The following is an 11235-nucleotide window of genomic DNA, read 5'->3' as shown; positions in this document are numbered from 1 at the left end:
CCCGAGGTGCAGCTGCAGCAGCCCGCGCCCCGCGCGCGGCCGTCCTGCCCGGCGGGCTGGGACATCGCGCTGCAGGACAGCCGCAGCCTGATGCGCGTGCGGCTGAGCGCCCGCTGCGCCGACGACGCCGCGCGCGTGCCGCCGCAGGACTTCCTGCTGCGGGCGACGCTGGGCGCCGAGGTGCTGGTCGTGACGCAGGCCGTCGCGAGCGGCCAGCCGGTCACCGAGGACCAGCTGCAGCTGCAGCGCCGCGACATCACGCAGACGCCGGACGCCCTGTCCACGCTGGAGCCCGGCCAGGCCGCGCGCACGACGCTGCGTCCCGGCCAGCTGCTGCAGAAGCGGCTGCTGGCGGCGGCGATCGTCGTCAAGCGCGGCGACACGGTGCGCATCCAGGCCAGCCGCGGCGGCGTCAGCGTCGAAGGCGCCGGCGAGGCGCTGGACAGCGGCGCGCGTCAAAGCGTGATCCGCGTGCGCAACAACGCCAGCGGCCGCGTGATCCAGGCGCGCGTGCTGGACGCCGGCCTGGTCGAGCCCGCCGAACTGCGCTGAGACACGCGCCGCTGCGTCGGCGGCGCGCGTCGCGCCACCGGCACCGGCGTCTGCACCAGCGCCGACACCGGCACCAGCACCAGCACGGGTGCCGGCATGGTTCGACGTGATCGCGGGTCTCACTTCGTTGCTCCCTGCGCCTTGCCGGCCAGGTGCGCGTTCACGCGCGCGGTGACCTGCGCCAGCTTCTCGGCGTACGCCGGATCGGTCGCGTAGCCGCCGCGCTGCAGCGCGACGCCGTAGGCGCGCGCGTCGCCGCCGGCGTTGACCGCGCCCTGGTAGCGCGGGCTCGTGCCGACCAGGCGCGCCAGGTCGTCGAAGGACTGCGCGGGCGACGCGTAGGCGCGGAACGCCTCGTGGCGCGCGACGGCCTGGCCGCCCTCGACCTCGGTCGTCATCGCCTGCGCGACGGCGCCCTGCCAGCCGGTGGCCTTGATGCCGAAGTAGTTGTGGCTGGACGTGCCGTCCGCCGCGCGGATCGGCGAGCGGCCCCAGCCCGTCTCCAACGCCGCCTGCGCGGTCAGCACCTCGGGCGCGACACCCAGCTTCGCGCCGGCGCCGCGCGCCAGCGGCATCACCTGATCGATGAAGGCCTGGCGTCGCGCGGCGTCAACCGGCTCGCCGCCGTCGATGACGCCCGCGCCGCCCAGCGCCGCGAGGCCGTCGGCGGCAGCGCCCGACATCGCCTGCACCCGGCCCCAGGCGCCCTCCGGGCTGAGCCCGTTGCTGGCGCCCGTGCTGCCGCCACCGCCGGCACCGCCGTCGCCCTGCTCGATGTAGCGCACGACGTCGCGATGCAGCTCCTGATAGAGCGCGTCGAACCGCGCCGCGCCGGTGTCGCCACCGGTGCCAGCGCCACCGATGCCAGCGCCACGGCCCATCGCGTTGCCAAGACCGACGCCGACGCCGATGCCGGTGCCGGTGCCGACGCCGATGCCGGTGCCGGTGCCGGTGCTGGCGCCATTGGCCGCCGGACGCGCCGCGTCGAAGCGGCCGGCGCCCAGCGACGGGAACTCGCCGGCGAAGACGTCAGCGCTGCGCATAGACATGCTCCTCGCGGCCCAGCAGCTGCTGCATCAGCGCCTGCTGCTCGCCGATCAACTGCGCGTTGCGCAGGTTCATCGCCTTGCATTCGGCCAGCGCCCGCTCGATCGCCTGGCGCAGCGCGAGCAGCGGCTCGCCCATCTCGACCGGCAGCCGGTCCAGCAGCGCGCGCAGGCTCGGCTGGCCGGCGCGGCCCAGCAGCGCCACCAGCAACTCGCGGCGATGCGCGCGCTGCGCCTCGATCTCGGCGGCCTGCGCCAGGATCCCGGCCGACAGCGCCGCCATCTCTTCCGACTGGTGCCGCAGCGCGGCGTGGAACTGCCGCTCCAGCAGCTCGCGCAGCGCGCCGTAGCCGCGCAGGTCCTGCGCCAGGCCTTCGCGCAGCTGGCGCAGCATCGTCGCGGCGGTGCTGTCGGCGCGGCGCGCGGTGCGGGTCAGCGTGGCGGTCACGAGCGGCCTCCGTGATAGCGCTGGATCAGCTGCGACAGGCGGTTCGCGTCGAACTTGATCTCGCCCTTGGCCAGCGCGTCGCGCAGCGCGGCGACCTTCACCTCGTCGACCTCGGGCATCTCGGCCAGCGCGGCCTGCGCCGGCTTGAGCAGCGCGGTCTCGAGCCCGGCGGCGCGCATCGCGGGGCCGGACGCGCCGGGGGCCGGCGCGCGGTCGGTTGCCTCGACGGCGGCGGAGGTCGCGGCGCCGGTGCCGGCGGCGGGGTTCAGCGGGTTGGAGCCAGTGATCTTCATTCGTTCACCCTTGGTTCTGGTGCGCATCGGGGCCTCCGTCAGCGGGAGGCCGCCGGCTCGGCGGACGGTGCCGCGGCATCGGCGGGATGGCGGGTCGCGGGGGCCTTCGCGGTCGTCGCGGTCGTTGCAGCCGTTGCAGCCGTTGCAGCCGTTGCGGCCGTTGCGGCCGTTGCAGCCGTTGCGGCCGTTGCGGCCGTTGCAGCCGTTGCGGCCGTTGCAGCCGTTGCAGCCGTTGCGGCCAGCGTGGGCGTCGTGGGCGTCGCGGCCGTGAGCGCCGGCAGCGCGCCGCGCACCTGCGCGGCGGCATCGGCGGCGGCGTCGCGCAAGCCAGCGGGGCCGTACAGGCCGCTGATGCTCTGCGCCTGCGCGGCGGTCAGCAGCATCAGCTCGATGCGACGGTTCACCGCGGCGGTGGGATGCAGCGGATCCAGCGGCGCGGCGTCCGCCATGCCCGACACCTGCAGCACGCTGGACTCGGGCATGCCGCCGGCCAGCAGCTCATGGCGGGCCGCCATCGCACGGTGGCTGGACAGCGCCCAGTTCGTGAAGGCGCCGGGTCCCTTGTCCTGGTAGGGCGTCGCGTCGGTGTGACCGACGATCAGCAGTTGGTTGCGGATCTCCGCCAGCAACGGCCCAAGCTTGCGCAGCAGCGCGCGCAGCGGCGCCGACGGCTGCGCGCTGCCGCGCTCGAACATGCCGCTGGCCTCGGTGTCGTGCAGCTGCAGCCGCAGGCCCTGCGGCGTGACGGCGCTGCGCAGGTGGCCCTGCAGGCCCTCCTCCGCGGCCAGGCCGGCGATGCGGCGCGCCAGCGCCTGCAGCTGCTCCGGCGACTCCAGGCTCGGCCGGCCCATGCGCGCGTCGGCCGCGCCGCGCTGCGGATCGCCGGGGTTCATCTCCTCGCTGCGGGCCGGCAACGGATGGCGCTCGATCATGCTGCCGCGCGATCCCGCCGCCAGCGAGTTGGTCAGGCCCTGCCCGTCCTCGATCAAGTTGGCGCCGGCGTTCTGCAGCACGACCTGCATGCGTTCCGAGTTGCGCGAGGCCAGCAGCCACAGCACCAGGAACAGGCACAGCAGCGCCAGGCAGAAGTCCGCGAACGCGACCTTCCACGCGCCGCCGTGACCCTCGTCGTCGTGGCGGCGCGAGACGCGCTTGACCACCGTCGGATGGTGGTCGCGGGCGGCGCGGCCCGCCGCGCCGATCGGAACGACCTCAGGCGGCACGGCGTTCCCCCTCGCCCGGCGCGCGGTCGCCGGCGCGGCGGCGCGGCGTGCCGGCGTCGCCGTTGAGCGCGTCGATCCAGCCCTCCAGCTGCGCGAAGCTGGGCTTGATGTTGAGCTGCACCAGGCGGCGCCCGGCGTCGATCGCCAGCAGCGGCGGCTTGCCCGACACATGCGTGACCAGCACCACCTTGACCGACTCCAGCGAGGCCAGCTCCGCGTGCACCAGCTGCTTCATCATGTTGGACAGCGGGTCCATGACGCCGTAGCAGAAGAAGATGCCGATGAAGGTGCCGACCATCGCCGCGGCGACCATGACCGCGATCTCGCCGCTGCCGGCGCCGTCGGCCACGTGGTTCATCGCCATCACGATGCCCAGCACCGCGGCCAGGATGCCGAAGCCCGGCATCGCCTCGGCGATCTTGTGCAGCGACTTGGACGGCTGCATCAGTTCGTCGTGGATCGCCTCGAGCTCCTGCTCCAGCACGCCCTCGAGCTCATGCGCGCTGATCTTGCCCATGGCCATCAGCCGGAAGTTGTCGACGATGAAGTGCAGCAGCTTGGGGTGGTTCAGGATCAGCGGGTAGCGCTGGAACAGCGGGCTCTCGTGCGGCGCCTCGACGTGCGCGTCCAGCGCCTTGAGGCCGCCGGCCGCGGCCTGCAGCAGCTCGTACATCAGCAGCAGCAGCTGGCGCTGGAACTCCTGGCCGTGGCTGTTGCGCCGCACCAGCTGGCGCAGCTGCAAGAGCATCTCCGACAGCACGTGGCGCGGGTTGCCCAGCACGATCGCGCCCAGGCCGGCGCCGACGATGATCAGCAGCTCCACCGGCTGCCAGATGACCTTGAACGAGCCGCCATGCAGCATGAAGCCGCCGAAGACGCAGCCCAGCACGATGAGGATGCCGACGAGTGCTTGCATGTCCGTTCCCCGGCCCTCAGGCCTGTTGCAGGAAGGCGCGCATCTTGGCGAGCGCGGCCTTGTTGATCTGGGAGACGCGCGCCTCGGTGAGATCGAGCACGGCGGCGATCTCCTTGAGGCTGGCGTCGAATTCGTAATACAGCTGGATCACCCGCTGCTCGCGCTCGTCGAGCGCCGTCAGCGCCTGCGCGATCGAGCGCGTGACCATCAGCTGCGCCTCCGGGCTGCGGTGGTCGCTGGGCAGCTGCGCCAGTTCCTCGACCAGCTCGTCGAAGCTGGCCAGCTCCTCGGCCACCTCGGCCTGCAGGAAGTCCTGGTACTGCCGCGGCGTGAGCTTCAGGTGGGCCAGCACCTCGGCCTCGGCCGGCTCGCGGCCCAGCTGGCGCGTCAGCGCGCGCAGCGCGTCGCGCGTCTTGTGGCTGTCCTGGCGCACCGTGCGCGGGCGCCAGTCCTGGCGGCGCAGCTCGTCCAGGATCGCGCCGCGCACCCGCAGCGCCGCGAAGGCGCCGAAGCCAGCGTCCGGCATGCCGTAGCGGCGCAGCGCCTCCAGCAGGCCCATCAGGCCGACCTGCGCCATGTCCTCGCGGTCCATCACCGCGCTGGCCTGCGCCGAGAGCTGCCGCACCACGCGCTTGACCAGCGGCGCGTACTCGCGCAGCGCGCGCTGCTCGAGCTCGGCGTCCAGGCCCGCCGTCGCGACGGCGCCCCATTCGGCGTAGGCATGTTGCACGGTGGCGCTCCGGTCCCAGGCCGTCACTCGATGATCAGCTTGCCGATCAGCGCCTCGGCGAACGGCGCCTCGCGGCGGTCGGTCGCGTAGCTCTCGGCATAGGCGCGGTTGAGCAGCTGCGCGAACTGCTCGACGCTCATCGCCTGCGCGCTCTCGACGGTGTGCGCCGACAGCGCCTTGACCGCGACCGTGCGCAGCAGCGGCAGGTGGTCCTTGGTGCGCTTCTCCTGCTCGGGCAGGGTCTTGAAGACGATGTCCACCGCCATGTAATGCGACACCGCCGCGCCGTTGGGCCCGCGCAGCATCACCAGCACCTTGTCCAGCATCACGTACTTGTAGTCGGGCGCGGGCTTGCCGTCGTCCTTGGCGGCCTTCCCGTCCTTGGCGTCCTTGGCGTTCGCGGCGTCGGCCACGGGCTTGCCCGCCTCGGCCTTCATCCACCACACGGCGGCACCGGCGCCGCCGGCGGCCAGCAGCGCCACCGCGGCGACCAGCCCGATCAGCTTGATGTTGATCTTCATCGCGAGGTCCTCTTCAACGGGGCGGCGTGGCCGCCCAGGGCGCCGATCGCGCCGATCGCACCGGCGGCGCCGGAAGCGGCCGTGGTGCCGGCGTGGGCCTGGAAGGCATCGGCGAAGGCGGCGACGTTCGTCGCGCCCGCCGTGTTGGCGTGGTCGTCATCGAGCGCGCGGCCGGGCTGGCGCTGCTCGCGCGGCTGGCCCTGGGACTGCGGCTGACCGCCGGCGGCGCCGTCGCGGCCGCGGCCGTCGCCGGCCGCCTGCGCGCCGGAGGCCACCTGCACCGAGACCTCGCCGGCATGGCGCTGGACCAGCTCGTGGCGCAGCGGCTCGGCGATCTGGCGCAGCTGCTGGCGCACCTCGTCATGGCTGGCCGACAGCTGCACCTGCAGCGCCCCGCCCTGCTGGCGGATGTCGATCTCGATGCGGCCCAGCTGCGGCGGCTCCAGGTGCAGCCGCGCGCTGTCGGCGCGTTGCGCGATCTGGAGCTGCAGCCGGTCGCCCAGCGCCTGCATCAGCGGCTGCGACCAGGCATCGCGCGCGGCCGGCAGCGACAGCGTCGCGCCGCCGGCGTCGTTGGCCGCGGCGCCGGGCGCCGGGGTCGTCGCCATCGCGCTCATCAGGTCGGCGCTCCAGCGCTGCAGGCCCTGCCAGGCCGCCGTGTTGGCTGCGTTGGCTGCGTTGGCGGTGTCGGCGGAGCCGGCCGGGGCCGGCTGCCCAAGGGCGGGCGTCGCGCCGTCCGTGCCCTGCAGCGCCAGCAGGCGCGCCGGATCGGCGGTCAACGCCGACGGCACGTCCGGGAGCGGCCGCGTCGCGGTGGGGGTCGCATCGTCCGTGGACACGAGGCCGCGCGCGGCCGGCGCCGGCGGCATGACGGCCGGCATCAGCGTGGGCATCAGCATCGCCATCAGCGGCGCGGTCGTGGTGGGAGGCACGGTGCCCGCGGTCGCGTCGCTGGATCCGGTGTCCTCGTCCTTCTTGCCGCCCACGACCACGCCGAGGACGGCATCGCCGGCGGCGGATGCCGTGTGGGCGAGATTGCCGCCCAGCAGGTCCTCCAGCGCCTGCGCCAACGCGGCGTCGAGCACGTCGACCGCCTCGTCCGGCGCGCCGTCCTGGTCGGCGGGCGACGCGGCCGCGACGTCGCCGCGCGTGTCGTCGGCGTTCATCAGCGGGCCGAAGCGGCCGGCGGACGCAGCGGCAGGAACGCCTGCGGACGCAGCGGCAGCGGCACTCGTGGTGCTCGCGGCACCCGTGGCGTTCGCGGCGCTCGCGGCGTTTGCGGCGTTCGCGGAAACCTTCGAGGCCATCTCGACACGCGTCGAGGCGGCGGCGGCCAGGCCAGCCGACGGAGTGGGCAGCGTCATCGTCATGCCTGCGCCTCCGCGCCCCAGTCGGCGGCCTGCGCCTCCACGCCCCAATCGGCGGCCTGCGCGTAGGCGGACCAGCCCTGGCGCTGCTCGCGCATCCGCGCCAGCGTCTGGCCGACGCGCTCGAGCTCGCGCTGGCACTCGGCGCTGATCTGTTGATGGAGGCGGCGCAGCTGCTGCAGCGCGCCGCGTTCGCCGGGGCTCAGCGCGGCGGCGTCGAGGCCGCCCAGCAGCTGGGCCAGCTCGGCGTCGGTGCGGGCCAGCGCGGTCCAGTTGCGCGCGGCGCAGGCGTCGCGCAGCCGCTCGCCCAGCATCTGCAGCCGGGCGGTGACCGGGACGGGGCGCAAGGTGTTCGTCATCGCCATGCCCCTCAGCCGTGACGGGCCTGCACGCCCTGCCAGCCACCGCGGATCTGCGCCAGCAGCCCGCGGACCTCGTCCACCACGGCGACGTCCAGCTCCACGCCGGCGCGGTACAGCCGCTCGGCGCAGTAGTCGTACAGCCGCGCCAGGTTGGCCACGACCTCGCCGCCGGCTTCCAGGTCCAGCGCGCTGGAGAGCCCGTTGATGATCGCGACGCACTTGTCCAGGCTGGCCGCCTTGAGCTCGAAGCGCCGCGCCTCGATGTGGGCGCGGGCGCGGGCCAGCTCGTCGAGCAGGCCGTCCATCAGCACCAGCACCAGCTGGAGCGGGGACGCCTGCGCGGTCTGCGCATGCAGGTGGACGGTCTGGTAGCTCTGGTAGGCGTCGTGGCTCATCGTGGGGTCGTCGGTGTTCCCGGCGCTCAGGCCGAGACGGCGTCGAACAGGCTGCCCGTCCCGCCCAGCTGCGACTGCAGGTTCTGCAGCTGCGTGAACTGTTGGAGGTAGCGGCTGTACGCCTGGTTGTATTGCTGGTCCAAGCGCAGCTGGCGATCGCCGATGCTCTTCTGCTGCGCCTGGATCGAGGTCTGGCGCTGCTTGATCTGGCCGCTCGAGCTGTTGGTCCAGGTGTCGGCGAGCTTGTCCATCGCGCCCAGCAGCCCGGAGGGGTTGGACAGCGCGGTCGAGCCCAGCACCTTGTCCAGCGCGTCGGGCGTGGCGGCCAGCGCCTTGCCCAGCTTGGCGCTGTCCAGCGAGACGCTGCCGTCCCGGCCGATGGACACGCCCAGCGTGCGCAGGTTGGCGCCGGCGTAGTCGTTGCGCATCAAGGTGCCGATGCGGTCCCGCAGCGCGCGCACGCCGGCGTCGCTGGCGAAGGCGCCGTTGGCCGCGCCGTCCTTGCCGATGACGGTCAGGTCGTCGAGCGCCTTCTCCAGCGTGTTGTAGGCGTCGACGAACCCCTGCAGCTTGGCGCTGGTGGCGGTGTCGTCGCGGGCGACGGTCAGCGTCACCGGCGACTGGCCCGCGGCCTGCGCCTTCTTCAGCGTGACGGTCACGCCCTGGATCGCGGTGACGGTGTTGCTGGCCTGCTGCAGCCGCACGCCGGTGCCCTGCGCGCCCAGCCAGACGACGGCGTCCTGCGCGCCGACCAGGTCCTTGCGCCTGGTCGTGTCGTCCAGCGCGGTCTTGAGCGGACCGGACAGGCCCGAGGTGTCGAGGGTGAGCTTGCCGCCCGCCCCGCTGACGCCGGAGGTCATCACCAGCTGCGTCGCGCCGCCGACGGTCACCACCATCGCGGTGGCCTTGCCGGCCGCGGCGGCGTTGATCGCGCGGGCGATCTCGGTCTGGCTCAGCGTGCCGTCGCCGTCGCCGTCGGCGCTGGCCAGGTCGACGTTGAAGCCGCTGCCGTCGGCCAGCTGCACCGACATGCTGCCCGGGCCGGCCGGCACCGCCGGCAGGTCCTGGAAGGCGACCTGGTGGGTCGTGGCCAGTTGCTCGACGAACAGCGGCGTGCTGGTCGGCTGCGCGCCGGCCGCCGCGGTCGCGGTCATGACCGCGGTGTCGCTGGGCGTGGCGCTGTACTGCGTCACCGATTGCCCGGGCTTGGACGACAGGCCGGCCAGCGCCGTCTTGAACGCGCTCAGCGCGCTCTGCAGCTTGGTCAGCCCGTTCGACGTGGCCTGCGCGGCCTTGGTCTGGGCGTCGAGCAGCGTCTGCGTCGGCTGGACGTACGCGGTGGCCAGCTGGGTGGCCGTCGAGGTGGGATCGAAACTAGTCGCCATGGCGGACTCCTCCACAGGGGGCGGGGTTGAGACGTCCCCGGTGGAAGGCGACCGGCGCGGGCCGGAACTTAAAAGCGGTCGAGAAGCGGCGCTCAGCCATGGCGCCCCCGGGTCGGAAGGAGGCCGAAGGTGCCGGAGGCGCCGAACGCGCCCAGGCCGCCGAAGGCGCTGTCGTTGCGGGCGCCCGTCGCGCGCTGGGCGGCGATCTCGTCCTGGCCCTTCTGGTCGCGGCGGGCCTGCTCGGTCCGCGCGCGCTCGTCGGCGCGCTCGACCAGCTGGCGCAGCGTCTCCTGCTTGCGGGCGGCGGCCAGCGTGTCGGCGCGCGCCTGCTCGAGCTCCGCCTGGCGCCGCGCCAGTTCCTCGCGCTGGCGGTCGGCCCAGCCCAGCATCGCCTGCTTGTAGGCGGCGCTGTTCTGCGCCAGGCCCGGCAGCAGCGTGCCGGTCAGCGTGGCCTGGGCGCCGAGCGCCTCCAGCCGGTCGACCGTGCCCTGCACGCGCTGGCACAGCCGCTGCTGCTCGGCCAGCCGGGCCTGCTGGCGGTCCAGCTGCAGCTGCTGCAGCCCGGCCAGCGTGCCGAGGCCGCGGCGCAGCGAGTCCTTCGACGAGCCGCTCATCGCAGCACCTCCATCAATCGGGATTGCGTCTGCGCCAGCGGCGCGCCCTCGTGGGTGCCCTGGTGCAGGAAGGCCTCGATGCGGGGCCACAGCGCCACGGCGCGGTCGGTGGCCGGATCGGCGCCGGGCACGTAGGCGCCCAGCGGCATCAGCTCGCGGACCTGCTCGAAGCGGGCCATCAGCTGCTTGAGCTCGCGCGCCGCCTGCTGCTGGCCGCGGTCGGCCACCAGCGCCATGCAGCGGCTGATCGACTGGGCCACGTCGATGGCCGGGTAGTGGCCGCGCTCGGCCAGCGCCCGCGACAGCACGATGTGGCCGTCCAGGATCGCCCGCGCCGTGTCCACGACCGGGTCCTGCTGGTCGTCGCCCTCGGCCAGGACGGTGTAGATCGCGCTCATGCTGCCCTCGCCCTCGCCGTTGCCGGCGCTCTCGACGAGCTCGGGCAGCAGGCTGAAGACCGACGGCGGATACCCGCGCGTGGCCGGCGGCTCACCCAAGGCGAGCGCCACCTCGCGCCGCGCCATCGCGTAGCGGGTCAGCGAGTCCACCAGCAGCAGCACGTGCTGGCCCTGGTCGCGGTAATGGGTGGCGATGCCGTGGCACAGCTCGGTGGCGCGCAGGCGCATCAACGGCGACTCGTCCGCCGGCGCCACGACGACCACCGCCCGCGCCAGCCCTTCGGCGCCCAGCGACAGGTCGATGAACTCGCGCACCTCGCGGCCGCGCTCGCCGATCAGGCCGACGACGACGACATCGGCGACGGTGTTGCGGGTGATCAGGCCGAGCAGCACGCTCTTGCCGACGCCGGAACCGGCCATCAGGCCCACGCGCTGGCCGCGGCCCAGCGTCAGCAGGCCATTGATCGCGCGCACGCCGACGTCCAGCGGCTCCTGCACCGGCTTCTTGCGCAGCGGGTTGACCTTGGGCGGGACCATCTGCAGCGGCTGGTCGCCGCCCAGGCGGCCGCGGCCGTCGATCGGCTCGCCCAGGCCGTTGACGATGCGGCCCAGCCACTGCGGGCCGATCGTCAGCGACGAGCGCTCCGGCGCCGGCAGCACGCGGGCGCCGGCGGCCAGGCCGTCGGGTTTCTTGAACGGCATCAGGTAGGCGACCTGGTCGCGGAAACCGACGACCTGCGCGGCCAGCCAGCCGTCGGTCGAGGTCTCGGACGCGCCCTCGGGCCGCGCTTCCGCGCCCCAGCCGGGATGGGTCTCGATCAGGCAGCGCTGGCCGGTGCGCAGCACGCAGCCGGTGGCCTCGAGCAGCAGGCCCGAGGCGCCGACCAGGCGTCCGGTGGGCGTGGCCACCGGCACGTCGCCGAGCTCGACGCGTCGCAGCGCGTTGCTGATCATCGGGCGCCCTCCCCGGCCGCGGCGGAGGCGG

At 74.0% G+C, this 11235-nt stretch carries 14 protein-coding genes; 1 reads left to right on the top strand and 13 read right to left on the bottom strand.

Annotated features, from left to right (window positions below; translation table 11 throughout):
• Positions 1 to 552 (top strand): flagellar basal body P-ring formation chaperone FlgA (gene flgA, locus N5D62_RS27840; protein ID WP_279761337.1); only part of this gene is annotated, 552 nt, incomplete at its 5' end.
• A gap of 119 nt (positions 553 to 671) precedes the next feature.
• On the opposite strand, the gene N5D62_RS27835 is transcribed toward flgA, so the two are convergent.
• The 13 genes from N5D62_RS27835 to fliI form a co-directional block, all read right to left on the bottom strand.
• Positions 672 to 1595 carry a glucosaminidase domain-containing protein gene (locus N5D62_RS27835; RefSeq protein ID WP_279761336.1) on the bottom strand — a complete coding sequence of 308 codons (924 nt, stop codon included), beginning with the start codon at positions 1593 to 1595 and terminating at the stop codon, positions 672 to 674.
• Complete coding sequence (flgN, locus tag N5D62_RS27830) at positions 1582 to 2046, bottom strand: flagellar export chaperone FlgN (RefSeq protein ID WP_279761335.1); 465 nt, start codon at positions 2044 to 2046, stop codon at positions 1582 to 1584. The genes N5D62_RS27835 and flgN overlap by 14 nt, the downstream gene beginning before the upstream one ends.
• On the bottom strand, positions 2043 to 2339 hold the full coding sequence (gene flgM, locus N5D62_RS27825) for a flagellar biosynthesis anti-sigma factor FlgM (RefSeq protein WP_279761334.1): 297 nt from the start codon (positions 2337 to 2339) through the stop codon (positions 2043 to 2045). Before flgM ends, flgN begins: the two co-directional genes overlap by 4 nt.
• Before the next feature lie 38 nt (positions 2340 to 2377).
• Entirely contained in the window at positions 2378 to 3562 is a 1185-nt protein-coding gene (locus tag N5D62_RS27820; RefSeq protein ID WP_279761333.1) for a flagellar motor protein MotB, read from the bottom strand.
• A complete protein-coding gene (motA, locus tag N5D62_RS27815) occupies positions 3552 to 4478 on the bottom strand; it encodes a flagellar motor stator protein MotA (RefSeq protein ID WP_279761332.1) in 927 nt (308 codons plus the stop codon). Before motA ends, N5D62_RS27820 begins: the two co-directional genes overlap by 11 nt.
• A gap of 16 nt (positions 4479 to 4494) precedes the next feature.
• Positions 4495 to 5208: a FliA/WhiG family RNA polymerase sigma factor gene (locus tag N5D62_RS27810; RefSeq protein ID WP_279761331.1), complete on the bottom strand. Its 714-nt coding sequence runs from the start codon at positions 5206 to 5208 to the stop codon at positions 4495 to 4497.
• A 23-nt stretch (positions 5209 to 5231) separates the two neighbouring features.
• Positions 5232 to 5729 (bottom strand): flagellar basal body protein, encoded by a 498-nt coding sequence (locus N5D62_RS27805; protein ID WP_279761330.1) that lies wholly within the window; start codon positions 5727 to 5729, stop codon positions 5232 to 5234.
• Positions 5726 to 6895 carry a flagellar hook-length control protein FliK gene (locus N5D62_RS27800; protein ID WP_279761329.1) on the bottom strand — a complete coding sequence of 390 codons (1170 nt, stop codon included), beginning with the start codon at positions 6893 to 6895 and terminating at the stop codon, positions 5726 to 5728. Before N5D62_RS27800 ends, N5D62_RS27805 begins: the two co-directional genes overlap by 4 nt.
• A 200-nt stretch (positions 6896 to 7095) precedes the next feature.
• On the bottom strand, positions 7096 to 7461 hold the full coding sequence (locus N5D62_RS27795) for a hypothetical protein (RefSeq protein WP_279761328.1): 366 nt from the start codon (positions 7459 to 7461) through the stop codon (positions 7096 to 7098).
• 5 nt (positions 7462 to 7466) lie between these two features.
• The gene (gene fliS, locus N5D62_RS27790) at positions 7467 to 7853 is read right to left on the bottom strand and encodes a flagellar export chaperone FliS (protein WP_279761327.1); all 387 of its coding nucleotides are present in this window, start codon (positions 7851 to 7853) and stop codon (positions 7467 to 7469) included.
• A 26-nt stretch (positions 7854 to 7879) separates the two neighbouring features.
• Positions 7880 to 9238: a flagellar filament capping protein FliD gene (gene fliD, locus N5D62_RS27785; RefSeq protein ID WP_279761326.1), complete on the bottom strand. Its 1359-nt coding sequence runs from the start codon at positions 9236 to 9238 to the stop codon at positions 7880 to 7882.
• A gap of 92 nt (positions 9239 to 9330) precedes the next feature.
• The gene (locus N5D62_RS27780) at positions 9331 to 9852 is read right to left on the bottom strand and encodes a flagellar export protein FliJ (protein WP_279761325.1); all 522 of its coding nucleotides are present in this window, start codon (positions 9850 to 9852) and stop codon (positions 9331 to 9333) included.
• A complete protein-coding gene (fliI, locus tag N5D62_RS27775; protein ID WP_279761324.1) occupies positions 9849 to 11204 on the bottom strand; it encodes a flagellar protein export ATPase FliI in 1356 nt (451 codons plus the stop codon). Before fliI ends, N5D62_RS27780 begins: the two co-directional genes overlap by 4 nt.
• Positions 11205 to 11235 lie beyond the last annotated feature (31 nt).

The sequence above is a fragment of the Mitsuaria sp. GD03876 genome (assembly GCF_029840635.1).
Classification (GTDB): Bacteria; Pseudomonadota; Gammaproteobacteria; order Burkholderiales; family Burkholderiaceae_C; genus Roseateles.
This window is presented reverse-complemented; position numbering and strand designations above follow the sequence as displayed.

Bases quoted from the DNA above. Each gene is read 5' to 3' on its own strand.
- fliS (WP_279761327.1), bottom strand. From the start codon at position 7,853: ATGAGCCACGACGCCTACCAGAGCTACCAGACCGTCCACCTGCATGCG.
- N5D62_RS27800 (WP_279761329.1), bottom strand. From the start codon at position 6,895: ATGAACGCCGACGACACGCGCGGCGACGTCGCGGCCGCGTCGCCCGCC.
- N5D62_RS27795 (WP_279761328.1), bottom strand. From the start codon at position 7,461: ATGGCGATGACGAACACCTTGCGCCCCGTCCCGGTCACCGCCCGGCTG.
- fliD (WP_279761326.1), bottom strand. From the start codon at position 9,238: ATGGCGACTAGTTTCGATCCCACCTCGACGGCCACCCAGCTGGCCACC.
- fliI (WP_279761324.1), bottom strand. From the start codon at position 11,204: ATGATCAGCAACGCGCTGCGACGCGTCGAGCTCGGCGACGTGCCGGTG.
- flgM (WP_279761334.1), bottom strand. From the start codon at position 2,339: ATGAAGATCACTGGCTCCAACCCGCTGAACCCCGCCGCCGGCACCGGC.
- N5D62_RS27805 (WP_279761330.1), bottom strand. From the start codon at position 5,729: ATGAAGATCAACATCAAGCTGATCGGGCTGGTCGCCGCGGTGGCGCTG.
- motA (WP_279761332.1), bottom strand. From the start codon at position 4,478: ATGCAAGCACTCGTCGGCATCCTCATCGTGCTGGGCTGCGTCTTCGGC.
- N5D62_RS27780 (WP_279761325.1), bottom strand. From the start codon at position 9,852: ATGAGCGGCTCGTCGAAGGACTCGCTGCGCCGCGGCCTCGGCACGCTG.
- N5D62_RS27835 (WP_279761336.1), bottom strand. From the start codon at position 1,595: ATGCGCAGCGCTGACGTCTTCGCCGGCGAGTTCCCGTCGCTGGGCGCC.